Below are 19,181 nucleotides of genomic sequence, written 5' to 3'. Positions count from 1 at the left end.
AGACTTATTATGCAAAATACCCAACCCCCAGCGGACAACTCGGACTTCAATCGTCTGTGGTGGCACAGCCGCCGTGGCATGCTTGAGCTGGATGTTCTGTTGATTCCTTTTCTGGAAGAGGCCTACAGGGATCTTGATACAGATGATCAGGCCAGATACCGCAAGCTCCTGAGCTGTGAAGACACCGATATGTTTGAGTGGTTCATGCAACGCAGCAGCCCGGAAGACCCGGACCTGCGGCGCATCGTTGATATAATCCTTGCCCGTGTCCAGCCGGACTGACCTGACCCTGTCGCCCAGCACTGCAGCAGGCTGTCTTGCCGCTGCACCCTGGCTGGCGACCTGTGCATTTGCCTTGATTGCCGGTGCTGCCGGCAAGCACTGGATGTACTTGCTGGCTTTGCCGGCGCTTGTGGGCGCAACGGCACAGTTCCGGCTAAACGGACTGCTTAAAGGTGCCACAGCAGTCCGTGCGCTGTACCAGGATCAGAACACACTCTTTGCGCGCCTTGGAAGCGGTCGCACGATTGCAGTAAGCCCTTGCTCCTCCAGCCGCATCAGCTCAAAGGTCGTGCTCTTGAAACTAAGGCCAGCCGCCTCCAGATATTCTACATACCCGGTTGTGTTGCTTACCGGTAAACGGATTGCCGGCAACCTGCCGGAAGATCAGTTTCGTCGCCTGAGAATGTGGCTCAGACTGGGCCACACTCAGCAATCCCTTGAATAATATTCTGCCCGGAGTTTTCCATGACTGGTACAGAGACACCTGTTTCAGCCACACCTGCCTATACATCCGCTGAAGTCCCGCTTCCGGTTTCAGGGCGCATTACCCTGAGCGACCGCACCCTGGTGCGCGTTTCCGGCCCGGGTACAGATAAATTTCTGCAGGGACAGCTAAGCCAGAACCTGGACGACGTCAAAGCAGGCGCCTCACCCCGCGCTGCCGGCACCTCACCCAAAGGCCGGGCCTATTGCCTGACCCGCCTGCTACGCGACGGTGAAGACATCCTTATGGACCTGCCGTCAGAGTTGGCAGAGTCCATCATGACACATCTGCGCAAGTATATGATGCTGTTTCGGGGCACTTCCATGACCGCTCTTGAAGAAGGCCGGATTACCGGACTACTGGGTGACGAAGCCGCCGCACTACTGGCCGAAGGCGGGCAGGATAACCTGGCTTCACCCGGAGACACCCTGGCGCTGGACTCCGGCTTTCTGATCCGGACAGACGATACTGCCACTGGCCTGCGCCGCTTCGAGCTGTGGCAACCAGAAGCAACCGACCTGCCTCTGGATAAAATTCCCGAGAAAGGCCTTGCGGACTGGCACGCTTCCGAAATTGCCGCCGGCATTCCTGTTCTGAGTACAGCGACCAGCGAAGCCTATGTGCCACAAATGCTCAACTGGCAACACCTGGGCGGGGTACATTTCAACAAAGGGTGTTATACAGGTCAGGAGGTCATCGCGAGAATGCACTTTCTGGGTCAGCTTAAAAAGAGCCTGTTTCGTTTCCGCCTGGCCAGCGCCGACCCACTACCAACACCAGGCACATCGGTTAAATCCGGAGAGCGCTCGGTAGGCGAAGTGATCAACGCTGTCGGGTTCAGTGACGGTTCGTGCGAACTGCTTGCCGTCGCCCGCCATGACGCAGTCAGCGGCGAACTGTACGCAGACGGCCTTCCCGATGCCCTGCTACAGCTGCAACCTCTGCCCTATACGGTCAGTGAGCGGGAAGACAGTGAGCAACAGGATACATAAGTTGACAGGCAACCCCGTCAGAATCTGTTATAACAGGTGTCTCGAGAACTGATGAACGGACATCGATCAAACCATGCCAAATATTGCTGAAACCATAAAAGCCGACCTCGCGGCGGCAATCGAAAATGACAAGCTACTGCTTCCCACACTCCCCGAGGCGGCACTTCAGGTTCGTGAAATTGCCGAGTCTGAAGACTCGGCAATCGGCGATCTTGTAAAGGTTATAAGCAACGATACGGCACTATCAGCCCGTATTATCCGTGTCTGTAACAGCCCACTCTTTCGTGGCAGCCGTGCCATAGAGAACCTCAACATGGCGGTTAGCAGGCTCGGCATGGCCTATACCAGCAACCTTGCCATGGGGCTGGCTATGCAACAGATGTTTCAGGCAACATCGGAGATGATTGACGAACGCCTGCGCACCACCTGGCAAACCAGTACAGAAGTTGCGGGCATCAGCCATGTGCTGGCACAACACTACACCAACCTGAAGCCGGATCAGGCAACATTAGCAGGCCTTGTGCACCTTATTGGCGTTCTGCCGATATTGCGCTATGTGGAAGACGAGAACATCGAAGTCAGCGGTGCTCTGCTTGACAGCATTATTCAGGAGCTGCACCCAAGAATCGGAGCCAGAATTCTTAAAAAGTGGGACTTCCCGGAAGCCTTACAAAATGTCCCGCTGGAGTACTCTGACCTCCTCCGGCACGCTCCATCGGCTGACTACGCAGACCTGGTAATGGTAGCCAACCTGCAGTTAATCGCCGGTTCTGATCACCCCTGGACTGAGCTGGACTGGTCGGATATTTCGGCTTTCAGCCGACTCAGGCTTGATCCGAATACCAACATGAATGAAGAGGAAGACCTGAACGCTCAGATGGAAGCAGCTATGGCGCTGCTTCAGTAAAAGCTTCCAGGTCTTGTTTGTCGGGCAGCTTCCAGTTTACCGGTTGCTGCCCGCGCCCCTGTAGCCACTCATTAGCCCGGGAAAAGTGCTTACAGCCAAAAAAGCCACGATAAGCACTCAACGGGGACGGGTGCGGTCCCTCCAGAACCAGGTGCCGGCTGCGGTCTATCTGCTGCCCTTTCTTCCTTGCATAATTACCCCAGAGCAGGAATACCACTCCCTCGCGTTCACGGTTCACCGTTTCAATAACCCTGTCGGTAAACACTTCCCAGCCTTTTCCCTGGTGGGCTCCAGCCTGCCCCTGAACCACCGTAAGCACACTGTTCAGTAGCAGCACTCCTTGCTCAGCCCAGGACTGCAGGCAGCCATGATCGGGTGGGTCAACACCCAGATCACTCTGTATTTCCTTAAACATGTTTATAAGGGACGGCGGTGTACGAACGCCGGGCCTGACCGAAAACGACAGTCCGTGAGCCTGCCCGGGGCCATGGTAGGGGTCCTGCCCCAGTATAACGACACGCACCTGGTCCAGCGGAGTGCTGTTCAGGGCATTGAAACACTGGGAACTGGCCGGAAACACAATCTTTCCGGCACTCTCTTCAGCAGCCAGAAACTCGGCCAGCGCGATCATGTAGGGCTCTCTGAACTCCCCTTCCAGATGCTCTTCCCAGCCTCTGCCCGGCTTGAGCTGGCTGGCCAGAATCTCAATCGGATGCATAATTACGCGTTATCTTCTGTTCCCTCGTCTTTCACCCCATCCGCCTTGTGTTCTGGCCGCATGGCCGGGAACAGGATCACATCGCGAATAGAAGGAGAGTCTGTGAGCAGCATAGCCAACCGGTCAATACCTATGCCCTCACCTGCGGTTGGTGGCATGCCATACTCCAGAGCCATCACGTAATCTTCATCGTAAAACATGGCCTCATCGTCTCCGGCCTCTTTCTCTGCCACCTGTGCCCGGAAACGCTCCGCCTGATCTTCTGCATCGTTGAGCTCAGAAAAGCCATTAGCAATCTCACGGCCACCCACGAAGAATTCGAAGCGTTCAGTTACGAAGGGGTTACTGTCCTTGCTGCGGGCAAGAGGAGACACTTCTTTCGGGTATTCGGTAATGAAGGTTGGCTGCATCAGACGATGCTCAGCGGTGGCCTCAAAGATTTCAATCTGGATCTTACCCAGTCCCCAGCTGTCTTTGACGTGGATCCCAAGATCCTGGGCCACCTGCCGCGCCGAGGCCTCATCTGCCAGTTGCTCTGCCTTGATGTCAGGGCAGTGGCGTAAAATAGCGTCCACCACCGTCAGGCGTTCAAACGGCTTACCAAAATCATACTCAACAGTCTCTTCAGTGCCGTCAGCCAGCGTGCGCGTGTTCACGACCCTGGTTGTGCCCAGTACCTGCTCGGTAATCGTCCGTAGCATGTCTTCTGTAAGGTCCATCAGGTCGTTGTAATCCGCGTACGCCTGGTAGAACTCCACCATTGTAAATTCCGGGTTATGGCGCGTAGACAGGCCTTCATTCCGGAAATTACGGTTAATCTCGAAGACCCGCTCAAAACCACCTACAACCAGCCGCTTCAGATACAGCTCCGGTGCAATACGCAGGTACATATCAATACCCAGTGCATTGTGGTGAGTCATGAACGGACGCGCTGTGGCGCCACCCGGTATCACCTGCAGCATAGGGGTTTCCACTTCCATGAAGTCACGGTCTGCAAAGAACTGACGCATGGCCGTAATAATTTTTGAGCGCGCCAGAAATACCTGACGACTGTCTTCATTTACCATCAGGTCGACATAGCGGTGACGGTAGCGCGCTTCTGTATCAGTGAGCCCCTTGTGCTTTTCCGGCAATGGCCGCAGCGACTTGGTAAGCAGAACGTATTCGTCCATGGTGACATACAAGTCCCCCTTGCCAGACTTGCAAAGCGTGCCCCGCACACCCACTATGTCACCCAGATCCCAGTGCCGTGTACTCTTCTGCACATCTTTGGATGCATAGATCTGGATGCGGCCCGTCATGTCCTGAACCACTTTGAAGGCTTTACGGTCGAGCATCATTCGACCCGCAATAGCGGCTTTTATGCCCATGGACTCCAGCTCTTCCTTGCTGTAGTCACCGTATTTGGCCTGCAGTTCGGCAGCAGTCGCATCGCGGCGAAAATCATTGGGAAACGGATTGCCGCTTTCACGCAGTTCGGCCAGCTTGGCGCGGCGCTCTGCGATCAGCTTGTTGTCCTCTTGCGATGCATTCTTGGCGTGTTCAGTCATGTTGGCTCACTAGAAATTCGGGTGTGTCCGGGTTGGCCTGGTGACAGCGCTGTTTTACAGCGCCATCTTCAGGCTGGCTTCGATGAACTTGTCAATATCACCATCCAGCACCGACTGGGTGCTGCTGGTTTCAATCTTGGTACGCAAATCCTTGATACGGCCATCGTCCAGAACGTAAGAACGAATCTGGCTACCCCAACCAATATCGGATTTTGCATCTTCAGCTTTCTGTTTCTCAGCGTTACGCTCCTGCATCTCACGCTCATAAAGCTTGGCTCGCAGCTGCTTCATGGCCTGATCCTTGTTCTGATGCTGGCTTCGCCCGGCCTGACAGGCCACCACAATCCCCGTCGGGTTGTGGGTCAGGCGTACCGCTGACTCAGTCCGGTTAACGTGCTGACCACCGGCCCCTGAGGCACGGTAAACATCCACCCTCAGATCTGCCGGATTGATGTCAATCTCGAAACTGTCATCAACTTCAGGGGTCACAACCACCGAGGAAAAAGAGGTATGGCGACGGTTGCCGGAATCGAAAGGCGACTTGCGAACCAGGCGGTGAACACCCGTCTCCGTGCGAGCCCAGCCAAAAGCATACTCACCCTGTATATGTACAGTGGCATTCTTGACACCGGCCACGTCACCTTCCTGCAACTCCACGATCTCGGTTTTAAAACCGCGGCGCTCAGCCCAGCGCAAGTACATGCGTAAAAGCATATTAGCCCAGTCCTGGGCTTCGGTCCCACCGGAACCTGCCTGAATCTCCAGATAGGCGTTACTGGAGTCCATTTCACCGGAAAACATCCGGCGAAACTCGAGCTTTTCCAACTCGGCATCAAGCCCGTCAAGATCTGATTCAATCTCGGTGACTGTGTCTGCGTCATCTTCTTCAACAGCCAGCTCCAGCAAGCTCTCTGCATCGGCCAGGCCGGTTGTGAGGTTGTTGATGGTACTTACAATCAGGTCAAGGTCGGAGCGTTCTTTACCGAGTGCCTGCGCACGTTCCGGATCATCCCACACGGTGGGCAGCTCCATTTCCCTTTCTACTTCGACCAGACGCTCACTACGCTGATCGTAGTCAAAGATACCCCCTGAGCGCTTCAGTACGCTCACGAAGTTCTTTAATCTTCGTCACAATGGGATTAACTTCCATAAGAACACTACTCAATGTTGGAACATGATGCGTAAAACTGTGGCGGGATTCTACCGGAATTCCAGTGGTAAATCAGCCGTGGGAAACCGTAGTTCCGTTTGAGTGCAAGCAGGCTTACCGGGAAAGCGGCTCCAGATAATCCACCAGTAGCTGAAGGTTTGTCCGCCCCCGGAAAGTATTGGCATCCGGCTTGTAAACCACCCGCGCGCCTGTGCGGGTGTAATCCGGAACTTCCGGACCGGTATTGAACGCAATACCATCAATAATGTCACCGCCTTCAAAAGGCTTCAAAACCAGTTTAAGGTGATTTTCACCCACTATACGCTGACTGACCACCCGGAAATCACCATCAAACACAGGCTCGGGGAAGTGCTGTCCCCAGGGGCCGGCCCGCTTCAGTAGCGCGGCTGTTTCCAACGATAGCTCAGCAGGGCTCAGGGGACCGTCTGTTGTGATGGCCGCCTCAAGGTCGGCTGCAGTGAGAGTATCCCGTACGGCCTGGTCAAAGGCTTCAGAGAACAATTCGAAATCTGCCTGGGCCAGTGTCATGCCAGCGGCCATAGCGTGGCCACCGTACTTTTTCATCACTCCGGGGTGTCTGGCGTCGACTATGGCAAGCACATCGCGAATGTGCAGCCCGGGGATGGAGCGGGCGGAACCTTTGATATCCACACCGTTTTCATCCGGCGCAAAGGCAATGGTGGGCCTGTGGGTCTGTTCCCGGATCCGGGCTGCCAGTATTCCTATAACCCCCTGATGCCAGTCCTGATCGAACAACGCCAGCCCCCAGGGAAGCCCCTCCAGGTCCAGCGACATGGAGGCAAGCAAGTCCTGCGCCTGGGTCTTCATATCTTTTTCAATGGTGCGTCGTTCCCGGTTGAAGGTATCCAGTTCCCGGGCAAGGCGCTGGGCTTCATCCGGATTGTCGGCGAGCAGGCAGGCGATGCCAACGCTCATATCATCCAGACGGCCCGCAGCATTAAGGCGAGGGCCTACGACAAACCCAAGGTCGGTCGAGCTGATATTTGTATGGTCGCGGCCGGCAACCTGCAACAACGCAAGCACGCCCGGACGTGCTTCGCCCTGACGTATGCGCCGCAGCCCCTGCTCCACAAAAATGCGATTGTTGTGATCCAGTGGCACCACATCGGCCACAGTCCCCAACGCCACAAGGTCCAGCAAGCACCCCAGGTTGGGCTCAGGACTTGGCAAGCGCCCGTCCTCCCGCAGTTTCTTGCGCAGTGCTGTGAGCACATAGAACATCACCCCCACGCCCGCCGCATTCTTGCTCAGAAACGGGCAGCCAGGCTGGTTGGGATTCACTATGGCGTCGGCGTCCGGCAACACGTCACCCGCCAGGTGGTGATCGGTAATCACGGTTTTAATGCCCAGTTTCCGGGCCGCATCCACCCCCTCGATGGCGGAAATTCCATTATCTACTGTTACCAGTAAATCCGGCAGTTCGCCCTGCTGCTGTAAGCGCTCGATGATGCCGGGCGTCAGACCATAGCCATCAGCAAAGCGGCTGGGCACCCGGAAATCAATGCTCTGCAGCCCCAGCATGGAAAGTCCCAGCATGGCCACAGCGGTACTGGTCGCACCGTCTGCATCAAAATCCCCAAGCACAAGTACCCGCTGATTACGGGCAATAGCGTCTGCAAGCAGCTCAACGGCACGATCAATTCCGCGCAACTCAAAGGGCGAAGCGAGGTATCTGAGCGTGTAGGTCAGCTGTTCGTCAGAGGTAATGCCCCGGGCAGCATAGAGGCGGCGGAGGATCGGGGGCAGGTTTTGCCCCCAGGCCGGAGTGCTCTCCGGCCTGGGGCGACGCAGGATTTTTTTGGGAGTCATACCAGTGCTATATCAGGCATTTTTCCAGTGTTTTGCAATAAAGCTCTGCACACCGTCCCGGTCATTATCAAGCACTGTGTAACGTTCTTTGCGTTCAAAGAGTTCCGCCATATGGGCCGGCAAATCAGGCTTAACCGCCAGGCCTGATTCTGCGATGGCATCCGGGAACTTGGCCGGGTGCGCTGTTCCCAGGGTGATCATCGGGATCTGCTTATCGCGGCGACAAGTCCGGGCTGCCCGCACGCCGATGGCTGTATGCGGGTCCAGCAGGTATTCATTTTGCTGGTACACCTCACGAATGGTTTCACAGGTCATCGCGTCGTCAACAGCGGCGCTGTCAAAGAGCTTACGGGCCCGCTTCCAGCGGTAATCTGCAATACTGACCGGCCCTTTCGCTGCATTTTCCAGCAGTTCCTTTACAGCTTGCCCATCACGCCCATGGAGATCAAACAACAGTCGCTCGAAGTTGCTGGAGACCATGATATCCATGCTTGGTGACAACGTATGTTCAAGGGTGTGCTGTTCGTATTTGTTGCCACTCATGAAGCGATGGAGGATATCATTGCGGTTGGTGGCAATAACCAGCTGTGACACTGGCAGCCCCATTTTCTGTGCCAGGTAACCGGCAAATATGTCCCCGAAGTTACCTGTAGGTACAGAAAAGGCCATGCTGCGATCAGGGCCACCCAGAGCAAGAGATGCATGAAAGTAATACACGATCTGGGCCATGATCCGTGCCCAGTTGATCGAGTTCACCGCTGCAAGCCTGGCTTTACCTTCCAGGAATGACTGGTCACTGAAACTCTCTTTGACCATGCGCTGGCAATCATCAAAATTACCGCGCACGGCAATATTGTGGATATTGTCGCCCTGCACCGTCGTCATCTGGCGCCGCTGCACCTCCGAAACACGTTCGTACGGGTGCAGAATAAAAATGTCCACATGCTCACACTGACGACAACCTTCAATCGCTGCCGACCCGGTATCTCCGGAGGTGGCCCCCAGTATCACCGCATGCTGCCCACGTTTTTCGAGCACGTAATCCAGAAGCCGTCCCAGCAGCTGAAGCGCAAAGTCCTTGAAGGCCAGTGTGGGGCCACGGAACAGCTCCATCACCCACTCATTGGTATCAAGCTGCACCAGCGGGGCAACGGCCTTGTGGGCGAAAACACTGTAGGTCTCGTCAAGCATCTGTCGGAAGTCGGCTTCGGGAATGGCCTCCTCCACAAACGGATACATAATATTGAACGCAAGCTCTGTATAAGGGAGCCCGCGCCAGCTGCGGATCTCTTCCAGACTGAAATGCGGAAGTGTTTCCGGCACATACAGACCGCCGTCAGGGGCCAGCCCTGTAAGCAGAACGTCTTCAAATCCCAGGGCGGGCGCTTCGCCCCGCGTACTGATGTATCTCACGTGTATACCTGTCGGTTATGGTGACTCAGTTAAAGTTTTCGGCGCGAATACGAACAACCGGGCCATCGGTATCCGAGAGGGACTCCAGCTCTTCAATAGCACGATTGATCTGCCGCTCCTGCACTGTGTGCGTCAGGATAATGACAGGGATACGCCCGTCTTTCATTTCGGATTCTTTTTGCATGATTGACTCAATGTTAATGCCATGCTCACTCAGAATCGACGCGATCTTTGCCAGTACCCCCGGGCGGTCCAGTGCGGTTATACGCAGATAGTAAGCAGACTGAATGTCTTCCATGGAAAGCACATCCAGGTCTTCCAGAGCGTCCGGCGCAAATCCGAGATAAGGCACTCGCAATGCGCTCTCATTCGCCACGATCCGGGCTGCATCAACAATATCGGCAATCACCGCCGAGGCAGTTGCTTCATCTCCGGCACCCGGGCCGTAATACATGGTCTGCCCGACAGCATCACCATCCACAAGCACAGCGTTCAATACACCATCAACCTGAGCAATCAGGTGACTGCGGGGAACCAGCGTAGGGTGCACGCGCAGCTCAATACCTTCGTCCCGACGACGAGCTATACCCAGATGTTTGATGCGATAACCAAGCTGCTCGGCATGGGCAATATCATAGGGAGTAATCGCGGAAATACCTTCAGTAAATGCCTTCTCAAACTGCAGTGGCACACCAAAGCCGGCTGCCGCCAGGATCGTCAGCTTATGGGCGGCATCAATACCTTCTACATCAAAAGTAGGATCGGCTTCCGCGTACCCGAGGTCCTGGGCTTCCTTCAGCACTTCGGCAAATGGACGGCCCGCACGCATTTCGGTCAGTATGTAGTTACCAGTGCCATTGATAATTCCGGCAATCCAGTCAATACGGTTGCCAGCCAGCCCCTCACGGACCGCCTTCATAACAGGGATGCCACCAGCAACCCCAGCCTCATAAGCGACAACAACGCCCGCTTCATCGGCAGCCGCAAAAATCTCATTACCATGAACGGCAATCAGCGCCTTGTTTGCGGTCACCACATGTTTTCCGTTACGGATCGCGGCCAGCACAAGCTCACGTGCGGTTTCGTATCCGCCAATCAGTTCTACCACGATATCAATGGCGGGATCGTTCACCACATCGAAAATCTCGGTACTGAAGGGCACATCACCAAGATCCATATCGTCACGATTACGGCGACTGGCTATCCGGGTGATCCGGATGTTACAGCCTGCACGTCCCGCAATTATTGCGGCATTCCGATTCAATACATTGAATGTACCGCCGCCAACGGTTCCCAGTCCGCAAATTCCGACATTGACGTCTTTCAAACTCTCACCTCTGATCCCGATGGGGTGCTGATGTATTGTAGGTAACGCAGCATTACGATGCCGCGACACTGAAAGGTTGTTTAGTATACCGAAGAATCCCGCTCCTGTGTCAGAGAAGCCCCAGTCCACCGGCAAGCTTTCTGGCAGGGACATACCCCGGCACAATATTACCATCTTCAAGCACAATTGCCGGGGTGCCGGTTACGCCAATGCTTTTACCCAACTGAAACTGTTCCAGAACCGGGTTGTCACACGTGGCGGCCGCGACTGTCTTGCCGGCCTTGGCAGAGTCCATAGCGGACTGCTGGTCATCTGCGCACCAGACTGAAATATATTTGGTAAACGAGGGCCGGCCAGGTCCGGAGCGCGGATAAGCATAATAGTTCACGGTGATACCATAGTCATTGAGCTGCGGCACCTCGTCATGAAGCTTGCGGCAATAAGGGCAATCAATATCGGTGAATACATCAATGACTGCCTTTTCATTACTCGCCTTGTAGCGGATTACTCCACCTTCGCCATAACTGTCCATAACCTGCTTGCGATGACCGGCCCTGGCCTGCTCCGTCACATTGGCAATACCATCGCCGGTAATCTTCAACAGGTCGCCGGTGAGCAAATACGCACCATCACGCGTGGTGTAGACTGTGTCACCGTTTTTGCTCTGTACCTCGTAGAGGCCGCTGGCTTCCGACTCCCGAACCGTGGATATTTCCAGCCCGGGCACAGCTCCAGACAGGTGTTCACTGATCTGATCCTCAACAACACCAGCCGTACCAGAGGAAGCACCCAACACACCCGTCACCATCAATGCGACTATTGAAAAAAACTGTTTTCTCATTTTGCCATGCCCACTTGGTCAGTAAGCTGAGTACCTTACCTAAAAATGACAGATTCAACCACGGGGATGATGCTCCCGGTGCAATGACTGCAGTCGCTGCCGGGCAACATGGGTGTATATCTGAGTTGTTGAAAGATCAGAGTGACCCAGCAACATCTGAACGACGCGCAGGTCTGCGCCGTGATTAAGCAGATGCGTCGCAAACGCGTGCCGCAGTGTATGGGGTGACAACGGTTTGGTGATACCGGCACGCAAAGCATAATGACGCACGCGGTACCAGAAGGTTTGCCGGGTCATTGCAGTTGCCCGGTTGCCCGGAAACAGAGCGTCACTGGCGCGGCCCCTGAGGAGTTCCCGCCGCCCTTCCTGCATGTAGTGAGCGAGCCAGTCTACGGCTTCCTCCCCCAGCGGCACCAGGCGCTCTTTATTACCTTTACCGGTTACACGCACAACCCCCTGACGCAGATTGACCTGATCGACACGCAAACCTGTAAGCTCGGAAACCCGCAGCCCGCACCCATAAAGTGTTTCCAGCATGGCCTTGTCACGCTGCTCAATGGGTATTGCCGGGTCTGGCTCAGTCAACAGCGCCTCCACCTCTTCTTCGGTCAGCGAATCCGGCAACCGGCGCGGCAGCCTCGGGCTGTCTATTCGCAGCGTCGGGTCCTCAGCGATTACTCCCTCGCGAAGCAAAAAACGGTAAAAGCGGCGCACGCCTGACAGCCGCCGGGCAGCTGTGGAGGTTTTTATACCCTGCGCCAGCCCACTGGCCATCCAGTCCAGTAAATCCGTTCGCCGAACCTCTGTGAGCAAAGGGTGGCCCGATCGACTCCCGAGCCAGGCTGACAGGCTTTGAAGATCATTGCGATACGCTTGCCGGGTTTGCTCCCCCAGCCCGTCCTCGAGCCAGATTGCATCCACAAACCGGATAATTACCGCCTCGTCATCTGGCCTCACTTTCTCTCCCGTACCAAGGCTGCAGCCTGTTATGTTCTATGTTACGGAAACACGAAAAAGGGCAGCCCAGAGGCTGCCCTTTTCCAGTGCAAACTGTCACAGCACACGGCTGATCAGTTAAGCTTTTCCTTGATGCGTGCTGCCTTACCGAAGCGCTCACGCAGGTAGTAAAGCTTGGCCTGACGCACATCGCCACGACGCTTCACTTTAATACTGTCGACCAGTGTAGAGAAGGTCTGGAAAGTACGCTCAACACCGATACCGTAGGAAATCTTCCGTACCGTGAACGACGAGTTTACGCCGCGGTTACGCTTTCCGATAACAACGCCTTCGAAAGCCTGAAGACGCTCACGACTGCCTTCCGTTACACGAACCTGAACAGTTACTGTGTCACCCGGCGCAAACGCAGGGATCTCTTTGGTCATCTGTTCTGATTCAAGTTGATTGATGATGTTGCTCTTGCCGCTCATCGTTATGCTCCTGATACCCAATCTTTTAATGCCCTGACGATTCAGAGGCACACGGTTCGTTTAAAATCTCACCCAGCAGCTCACGCTCTTCGCTTGTCAGCTCACGCTTTTCAAGCAAGTCGGGGCGTCGTTCCCGGGTTCGCCTCAGCGACTGTTTAAGTCGCCAACGCCGGATCTGATCATGATGACCGCCCAATAAAACATCCGGCACCGCCTGACCTTCGTAGATTTCGGGCCGGGTATAGTGCGGACAATCCAGCAAACCGTCAGCAAACGAATCCTGTTCTGCTGACTGCGCATGACCCAGCGCTCCGGGGATGAGGCGTGTAACCGCATCAATAACAGTCATCGCTGCCAACTCGCCACCGGAAAGCACAAAGTCTCCCAGCGATATTTCCCGGTCGACTTCTGCCGTTATCAGGCGCTCATCAACACCCTCATAACGACCCGCCACAAGAATCAGACTCTCTTCTGCGGCAAGCGACTCAACAACGGCCTGGTTCAGTGTTTCACCCTGGGGCGAAAGATAGACAACGCAGGCTTTTCCTGGTGCCGTTTCCCGCGCCGCGTGGATGGCATCCCTTAATGGCTGTATTTTCATCAGCATTCCGGGGCCACCCCCGTAGGGACGGTCATCGACAGTGCGGTGGCGATCGTGAGTAAAGTCGCGCGGATTCCAGCTATCGAAAGCCAGCAAACCCTCGCGTACGGCCCTGCCTGTTATTCCGTAATCTGTGACGGCCCGGAACATTTCCGGGAACAGGCTGACTGCGCCGACCCACACCAATCAGAACTCCGGATCCCAGTCTACCGTCAGCTTCTGCTCCGGAAGACTCACCTCCTGGACAACCTGGCCCGGAAGATAAGGAATCAGGCGTTCGCGCTGATCAATGGAAGCCTTTGTTGACTGCACCACCAGTACATCGTTGGAGCCTGTTTCTATCAGGTGATCCACCCGACCGAGACAGTCACCCTCAACCGTGAACACTTCAAGCTCAAGCAACTGATGCCAGTAATACTCCCCTTCAGGGAGCTCAGGCAGTTCAGTTACCGGAACCCTGATTTCAGCACCACAATAGGTACTGGCCAGTTCACGATCAGCAATACCTTTGAGCCTGACGACAATCGCTCGCCCCTGGCGACGACCCTCCTCAAGCTTTGCAGGAATACGTTTACCATCCAGACTGAGAACCCAGTTGGCATAGTCCAGTATTCCTTCTTTGGGATCGGTATAAGAGTAAACTTTCAGCCACCCTTTAACCCCAAATACCGAGGTAATCCGACCGATCACAGTTTCCTGCGAATTCTGCGTCATACAACAACCCCGGTGATCAGTAATTCTTACTCTGCAGCCTTGAGCAGCTTAGACACACGCTCACTGGGCTGCGCACCCTGGTCGATCCAGAAGTTAACGCGCTCACGATCAACGCGAAGACGCTCTTCCTGGCCACGGGCAACCGGATTGAAAAAGCCAACACGCTCAATGAAAGCGCCATTACGCGATCTACGGCTGTCGGCGACTGTGAGGTGATAGAACGGGCGCTTCTTTGAGCCGCCACGAGCCAAACGGATTGTTACCATTTAACCAATATCCTGTTCTGTTGTACGAACTTTGTACGTTTCGCGCCCACCAAAGCGGCTGACGCGAAGACCCATACTCGAAAGGGGCGCTATTCTATGCTAAATACGCGCCAAAGAAAACAGGCAATACGACTGTTTCGGAGTTTTTCGCTGTAAGGCATTTCACATACGGCCAAACGGTGGCATACCGCCACCACCACCGCCCGGCGGCATCATACCACCAAGCCCACGCATCATATTGGCCATTCCGCCTTTTTTCCCAAACTTTTTCATCATCTTCTGCATTTGCTTGTGCTGCTTAAGAAGACGGTTTACATCCTGTATTTTGGTGCCGGACCCGGTGGCGATACGGCGCTTACGGGAATTATTGATGGAATCCGGACGCCGGCGCTCTCTGGGGGTCATTGAACAGATAATGGCTTCCATCTGCCCCATAGACTTGTCATTGACCTGTTGCTGTGCCACCTCAGCCATCTGCCCCATACCTGGCAACTTGTCCATCAGACCACCAATGCCACCCATGCTTTTCATCTGCTGGAGCTGATCGCGGAAATCCTCAAGATCAAAACTCTTACCCTTTTTGATCTTTTTGGTCAGCTTCTGAGCTTTCTTCTGGTCCAGCTTGCGCTCTGCTTCCTCTATAAGGGAGAGCACATCCCCCATACCCAGAATGCGTGAGGCCACCCGATCCGGATGGAAAGGCTCCAGGGCATCCGATTTTTCACCTATACCCAGAAACTTGATGGGCTTACCAGTAATATGCCTGACGGAAAGCGCCGCCCCGCCCCGGGCATCGCCGTCCGTCTTGGTCAGCACCACGCCTGTCAGGGGCAAGGCATCGTTGAACGCCTTAGCGGTATTGGCAGCATCCTGCCCTGTCATGGCATCAACCACAAACAGGGTTTCTATCGGCTTAACCGCGCTGTGGAGCCGACCGATCTCGCCCATCATCTGCTCATCAACATGCAACCGGCCAGCGGTATCAAGAATAACCACATCAATGTGTTTCTTACGAGCCTCAGCCACGGCACCTTCAGCAATAGCAACCGGATCCTGATCGCTTGTGCTGGGGAAAAACTCGGCGCCTACCTCACCCGCCAGTGTCTCCAGCTGCTTGATCGCAGCCGGCCGGTAAATGTCGGCACTGACCACCATAACCGATTTTTTCTGGCGCTCTTTCAGGAAACGCGACAGCTTCGCTACGGTGGTGGTTTTACCGGCACCCTGAAGGCCCGCCATCATGATCACAGCAGGCGGCTGAGTCGCCAGGTTGAGGGTCTCATTACCCTCGCCCATGACCCGCTCCAGCTCTTGCTGGACCACTTTTACAAACACCTGACCAGGCGTGAGGCTGCGCTGAACCTCCTGGCCAATTGCCCGCTGACGGACACCCTCAACAAAGTCTTTTACGACAGGAAGGGCGACATCCGCCTCGAGCAGTGCCATGCGCACTTCCCGGAGAGTGTCCTTGATATTGTCGTCGGTAAGCCGCGCCTGACCGGAAATTTTGCGCAAGCTACCCGAAAGTCGGTCTTGGAGGTTTTCAAACATGTTGCTCTTCCGTACCCCGGATAAATTGAGTGCATAAACCCAGAAGCCAGCTAATGGCCCCTTGATTCCTATTGCATAATAAGGACATTATAACCAGACTATCGTTCTGAAACGACCAGCCCGGTCAAATCGGCATTCAGTCATGCCGATCTCCAGCCAGCACAGTGGTTAATAAGGAAGTCATGGGAACGCTGATTCTCGCGGTCACCTCACTATTTCTGTACAGCGTCGGCACCGCTTTGCAGGCGCTCCACTTCCGTGGGCGCGTGCACAGTAACATTGCAATCACCACCCTGATCGGCATGCTGGCGCTCACATCCCATGGGCTTTTGATAACCCAGACCATCTACCTTGATGGCGGTGTCGACCTCAGCTTTTTCAAAAGCTCCGTACTGATTTCCTGGCTGATTGTCTTTCTGCTGCTGGGGCTGAACCTGCGCAAGCCGGTCCAGGGCCTTTTTCTTGGCGCCTACCCGCTGGCAGCGTTATCCATCATTACCGCCCTGATCACCCACACACCGTCCAGACTGGTATCCAGCGAAAGCTACGGCATGCTGGCTCACATCGCATTATCAGTAACAGCCTACAGCCTCTTTTCGCTTGCGGCCATACAGGCAGTGCTGCTTTATATCCAGAACCGCCAGCTGAAACAAAAGCACACCAGCACGGTGATGCGCAACCTGCCTCCACTGCAGACCATGGAATCCCTGCTTTTCGAAATGGTCTGGGCCGGCGTTGTCATGCTCACCCTTGCCATAGTGACAGGTGCGGTATTCATAGAAAACCTCTTTGCTCAGCACCTGGCCCACAAAACAGTATTCTCCCTGTTGTCTCTGGTGGTTTTTGTGGCACTGCTTATCGGCCGTTACACAAAAGGCTGGCGCGGCATAACCGCAAGCCGCTGGACTCTGGCTGGCTGCGTACTACTCATGGTGGCCTTCTACGGCAGCAAATTCGCTCTTGAGCTGGTATTCGGCTATGGCGGCTGAGTTACCCGGCTTCAGGGCCTTGACACCGGGCGCAGTCTCAACCTACTTTCGTTACCTGTCAGTTATATAAGGACACTTCTGGTTTGGACGGTACATCGCTTACTGCGCTGTCGGTAATTCTTGTCGGGCTGATCATGCTGTCAGCGTTTTTCTCCAGCTCTGAAACCGGAATGATGTCCCTGAACCGGTACCGCCTGAGACACATGGCGAAAACCGGCCACAAGGGCGCAAAGCGCGCACAAGGCCTGCTCGAGCGCACCGATCAGCTGATTGGCGTGATCCTCATTGGCAACAACTTTGTCAACATCCTGGCATCCTCCATTGCAACCGTCATTGCCATCCGGATCTGGGGCGACGCAGGCATTGCCATTGCGACACTGCTTCTGACAATCGTTATACTGATTTTTGCTGAAGTCACCCCCAAAACCCTCGCCGCCCTGTTTCCGGAAAAAATCGCTTTTCCGGCAAGCTATGTTCTGGGGCCGCTTCTGAAAATCCTTTACCCGGTTGTCTGGGCAGTTAACCTGTTTACCGGTGCCATACTCAGGGTTTTAAGAATCTCCGCAAGCGATGCGGCCAGCGACCACCTCAGCCGGGAAGAGCTTCGGACCCTGGTCAACGAAGCTGGCGCACTGATTCCTGCCAAGCACAAAGATATGCTGGTCAGCATTCTTGATCTGGAAAAGGTAACCGTGAATGACATCATGGTACCCCGCAACGAAATCTCCGGCATCGATCTGGATGATGACACCGATGCCATTCTGCACCAGCTCAGAAACAGCCAGCACACCCGTCTGCCGGTGTTCAAAGGTGACATCAACACCATTCAGGGCATCCTGCACCTGCGCAATACAACCAAGCTGCTGCAACGGGACGACATCAACAAAGCAATGATCATGCAGCTGTGTCAGGAGCCCTACTTTATTCCTGAGAGCACACCCCTTAACACCCAGCTCATCAACTTCCAGAAAGAAAAGCGTCGTTTTGGGATTGTAGTGGATGAGTATGGTGACGTACTGGGTCTGGCAACCCTGGAAGACATTCTGGAAGAAATCGTTGGTGAGTTTACCACCGACTATGCGGCAACCAGCCCCGACATTATCCCTCTGGAAGACAGTACATTCATCATTGATGGCACAACGTCGGTGCGCACAATCAATAAAGCTCTGGGCTGGAACCTGTCGATCGATGGACCAAAAACCCTGAACGGACTCATCACTGAAACCCTTGAAAACATCCCCGACACCAACGTTTGCCTGAAGGTCGAGGGGCACCGGGTAGAGGTTCTTCAAATCAAGGACAACGTCGTGAAGGCTGCCATCGTGCATCCAAAAATACCGAGAAAACGAGCAAATCTCATCCAAACTCCTTGACGTACATCAACCGACCGTTAACACTTGGACAGGAAAGGTAACAAAAATAAACATAAAGGAGCTTGCCAATGAGCCTTGCACATTCTTTTGGCCTTCTGTTCAAACCGGACCGGGAATGGAAAGCCATCCGGAAAGACTCTGAATCCACCCTCCGGCTTTACTTTGGGCATGTTCTGATCCTGGCCCTGATTCCTGCGCTTGCAGGGTTCATCGGCACCACGCAGGTGGGCTGGCAAATCGGGGACGGGCAGGTAACACGCCTGTCGGTGCAAAGTGGCCTGAGCCTGTCGATATTATTTTATGCGGCCATGCTGGCCGGCATATTTATCCTGGGTAAGTTTATTGACTTTTTTTCGGCCACTTACGGTGTCTCCGAGCACTCACCGAGGGGTGTTACAATGGCAGCTTATACTGCCACACCCATTTTCCTGATTGGTGTGATTGCCGTTTACCCCAACATATGGGTCAACATGCTGGCTGGTCTGGTCGCGATTGCGTACGCCGTCTTCCTTCTTTACGAGGGGCTGCCCATTCTGATGAAGATCCCCGAAGATCGAGGCTTCATGTTTGCAACCGCCGTGCTGACCGTGGGGCTGGTCATGTTTGTTGCATTACTGGCCATAAGCGTCGTGATCTGGAGTGTGGGGGTCGGGCCAGTCTATATCGCCTGAGATCCGGTATATTCAGCAGTTCAAGGGCATTCACAAGAGTGCCCTTTCAACTGCTTTTGCGACCAGCTCACAGG

General features: G+C 54.8%; 20 protein-coding genes. 7 read left to right on the top strand and 13 right to left on the bottom strand.

The window, feature by feature from the left end:
- The first annotated feature begins 9 nt into the window (after positions 1-9).
- The 4 genes from FFI95_RS11750 to FFI95_RS11735 all read left to right on the top strand — a co-directional run bounded on the left by FFI95_RS11750 (position 10) and on the right by FFI95_RS11735 (position 2,665).
- Entirely contained in the window at positions 10-282 is a 273-nt protein-coding gene (locus FFI95_RS11750) for an FAD assembly factor SdhE (RefSeq protein WP_144822776.1), read from the top strand.
- Positions 266-727, top strand: coding sequence for a hypothetical protein (locus FFI95_RS11745; protein WP_144822774.1), 462 nt, complete (start codon positions 266-268; stop codon positions 725-727). The genes FFI95_RS11750 and FFI95_RS11745 overlap by 17 nt, the downstream gene beginning before the upstream one ends.
- Positions 728-747: 20 nt before the next feature.
- On the top strand, positions 748-1,758 hold the full coding sequence (gene ygfZ, locus FFI95_RS11740; RefSeq protein WP_144822773.1) for a CAF17-like 4Fe-4S cluster assembly/insertion protein YgfZ: 1,011 nt from the start codon (positions 748-750) through the stop codon (positions 1,756-1,758).
- 73 nt (positions 1,759-1,831) lie between these two features.
- A complete protein-coding gene (locus tag FFI95_RS11735) occupies positions 1,832-2,665 on the top strand; it encodes an HDOD domain-containing protein (RefSeq protein WP_144822771.1) in 834 nt (277 codons plus the stop codon).
- Here FFI95_RS11735 and ung read toward each other — a convergent pair.
- The 13 genes from ung to ffh form a co-directional block, all read right to left on the bottom strand.
- On the bottom strand, positions 2,646-3,383 hold the full coding sequence (ung, locus tag FFI95_RS11730; RefSeq protein ID WP_144822769.1) for a uracil-DNA glycosylase: 738 nt from the start codon (positions 3,381-3,383) through the stop codon (positions 2,646-2,648). The two genes, FFI95_RS11735 and ung, sit on opposite strands and share 20 nt — an antisense overlap.
- A gap of 2 nt (positions 3,384-3,385) precedes the next feature.
- The gene (gene lysS / locus FFI95_RS11725) at positions 3,386-4,933 is read right to left on the bottom strand and encodes a lysine--tRNA ligase (protein WP_144822767.1); all 1,548 of its coding nucleotides are present in this window, start codon (positions 4,931-4,933) and stop codon (positions 3,386-3,388) included.
- Between the two features lie 54 nt (positions 4,934-4,987).
- Positions 4,988-6,083, bottom strand: a protein-coding gene (prfB, locus tag FFI95_RS11720) for a peptide chain release factor 2 (RefSeq protein WP_144822766.1) whose coding sequence is annotated in 2 segments (ribosomal slippage) — positions 4,988-6,010 and positions 6,012-6,083 — 1,095 coding nt in all. Because the reading frame shifts where the segments join, the coding sequence is not laid out codon by codon here.
- Between the two features lie 114 nt (positions 6,084-6,197).
- The gene (recJ, locus tag FFI95_RS11715; RefSeq protein WP_144822764.1) at positions 6,198-7,934 is read right to left on the bottom strand and encodes a single-stranded-DNA-specific exonuclease RecJ; all 1,737 of its coding nucleotides are present in this window, start codon (positions 7,932-7,934) and stop codon (positions 6,198-6,200) included.
- 12 nt (positions 7,935-7,946) lie between these two features.
- On the bottom strand, positions 7,947-9,347 hold the full coding sequence (gene thrC, locus FFI95_RS11710) for a threonine synthase (protein ID WP_144822763.1): 1,401 nt from the start codon (positions 9,345-9,347) through the stop codon (positions 7,947-7,949).
- Between the two features lie 25 nt (positions 9,348-9,372).
- A complete protein-coding gene (locus FFI95_RS11705; RefSeq protein ID WP_144822761.1) occupies positions 9,373-10,674 on the bottom strand; it encodes a homoserine dehydrogenase in 1,302 nt (433 codons plus the stop codon).
- A gap of 109 nt (positions 10,675-10,783) precedes the next feature.
- Positions 10,784-11,482, bottom strand: a complete 699-nt coding sequence (locus tag FFI95_RS11700) for a DsbC family protein (RefSeq protein WP_425463062.1) — start codon at positions 11,480-11,482, stop codon at positions 10,784-10,786.
- An 87-nt stretch (positions 11,483-11,569) separates the two neighbouring features.
- The gene (gene xerD, locus FFI95_RS11695; protein WP_144822758.1) at positions 11,570-12,472 is read right to left on the bottom strand and encodes a site-specific tyrosine recombinase XerD; all 903 of its coding nucleotides are present in this window, start codon (positions 12,470-12,472) and stop codon (positions 11,570-11,572) included.
- 113 nt (positions 12,473-12,585) lie between these two features.
- Positions 12,586-12,942: a 50S ribosomal protein L19 gene (gene rplS / locus FFI95_RS11690; RefSeq protein WP_144822756.1), complete on the bottom strand. Its 357-nt coding sequence runs from the start codon at positions 12,940-12,942 to the stop codon at positions 12,586-12,588.
- 25 nt (positions 12,943-12,967) lie between these two features.
- Positions 12,968-13,726, bottom strand: coding sequence for a tRNA (guanosine(37)-N1)-methyltransferase TrmD (gene trmD / locus FFI95_RS11685; RefSeq protein ID WP_144823246.1), 759 nt, complete (start codon positions 13,724-13,726; stop codon positions 12,968-12,970).
- Between the two features lie 3 nt (positions 13,727-13,729).
- Entirely contained in the window at positions 13,730-14,257 is a 528-nt protein-coding gene (gene rimM, locus FFI95_RS11680) for a ribosome maturation factor RimM (protein ID WP_144822754.1), read from the bottom strand.
- A 26-nt stretch (positions 14,258-14,283) separates the two neighbouring features.
- Positions 14,284-14,523: a 30S ribosomal protein S16 gene (gene rpsP, locus FFI95_RS11675; protein WP_144822752.1), complete on the bottom strand. Its 240-nt coding sequence runs from the start codon at positions 14,521-14,523 to the stop codon at positions 14,284-14,286.
- A 162-nt stretch (positions 14,524-14,685) separates the two neighbouring features.
- Positions 14,686-16,074 (bottom strand): signal recognition particle protein, encoded by a 1,389-nt coding sequence (gene ffh / locus FFI95_RS11670; protein ID WP_144822751.1) that lies wholly within the window; start codon positions 16,072-16,074, stop codon positions 14,686-14,688.
- Positions 16,075-16,256: 182 nt separating this feature from the next.
- Between ffh and FFI95_RS11665 the strand changes: the two genes are divergently transcribed.
- From FFI95_RS11665 to FFI95_RS11655, 3 genes are all read left to right on the top strand, one after another.
- Positions 16,257-17,063 carry a cytochrome C assembly family protein gene (locus FFI95_RS11665; RefSeq protein ID WP_144822749.1) on the top strand — a complete coding sequence of 269 codons (807 nt, stop codon included), beginning with the start codon at positions 16,257-16,259 and terminating at the stop codon, positions 17,061-17,063.
- Between the two features lie 83 nt (positions 17,064-17,146).
- Positions 17,147-18,436, top strand: a complete 1,290-nt coding sequence (locus FFI95_RS11660; protein WP_144822747.1) for an HlyC/CorC family transporter — start codon at positions 17,147-17,149, stop codon at positions 18,434-18,436.
- 68 nt (positions 18,437-18,504) lie between these two features.
- On the top strand, positions 18,505-19,107 hold the full coding sequence (locus FFI95_RS11655) for a Yip1 family protein (RefSeq protein ID WP_144822745.1): 603 nt from the start codon (positions 18,505-18,507) through the stop codon (positions 19,105-19,107).
- Positions 19,108-19,181 lie beyond the last annotated feature (74 nt).

The sequence above is a fragment of the Marinobacter piscis genome (genome assembly GCF_007671655.1).
Classification (GTDB): Bacteria; Pseudomonadota; Gammaproteobacteria; order Pseudomonadales; family Oleiphilaceae; genus Marinobacter; species Marinobacter piscensis.
Note: the sequence above shows the minus strand (reverse complement) of the source record. Positions and strands in the feature narration are given on the sequence as shown.

Excerpts from the sequence above, each read along its gene's own strand:
- rimM (WP_144822754.1), bottom strand. The coding sequence starts at position 14,257 with ATGACGCAGAATTCGCAGGAAACTGTGATCGGTCGGATTACCTCGGTA.
- rpsP (WP_144822752.1), bottom strand. The coding sequence starts at position 14,523 with ATGGTAACAATCCGTTTGGCTCGTGGCGGCTCAAAGAAGCGCCCGTTC.
- rplS (WP_144822756.1), bottom strand. The coding sequence starts at position 12,942 with ATGAGCGGCAAGAGCAACATCATCAATCAACTTGAATCAGAACAGATG.
- FFI95_RS11655 (WP_144822745.1), top strand. The coding sequence starts at position 18,505 with ATGAGCCTTGCACATTCTTTTGGCCTTCTGTTCAAACCGGACCGGGAA.
- FFI95_RS11700 (WP_425463062.1), bottom strand. The coding sequence starts at position 11,482 with ATGGTGACGGGTGTGTTGGGTGCTTCCTCTGGTACGGCTGGTGTTGTT.
- ung (WP_144822769.1), bottom strand. The coding sequence starts at position 3,383 with ATGCATCCGATTGAGATTCTGGCCAGCCAGCTCAAGCCGGGCAGAGGC.
- ffh (WP_144822751.1), bottom strand. The coding sequence starts at position 16,074 with ATGTTTGAAAACCTCCAAGACCGACTTTCGGGTAGCTTGCGCAAAATT.
- FFI95_RS11750 (WP_144822776.1), top strand. The coding sequence starts at position 10 with ATGCAAAATACCCAACCCCCAGCGGACAACTCGGACTTCAATCGTCTG.
- FFI95_RS11665 (WP_144822749.1), top strand. The coding sequence starts at position 16,257 with ATGGGAACGCTGATTCTCGCGGTCACCTCACTATTTCTGTACAGCGTC.
- lysS (WP_144822767.1), bottom strand. The coding sequence starts at position 4,933 with ATGACTGAACACGCCAAGAATGCATCGCAAGAGGACAACAAGCTGATC.
- ygfZ (WP_144822773.1), top strand. The coding sequence starts at position 748 with ATGACTGGTACAGAGACACCTGTTTCAGCCACACCTGCCTATACATCC.
- recJ (WP_144822764.1), bottom strand. The coding sequence starts at position 7,934 with ATGACTCCCAAAAAAATCCTGCGTCGCCCCAGGCCGGAGAGCACTCCG.
- FFI95_RS11735 (WP_144822771.1), top strand. The coding sequence starts at position 1,832 with ATGCCAAATATTGCTGAAACCATAAAAGCCGACCTCGCGGCGGCAATC.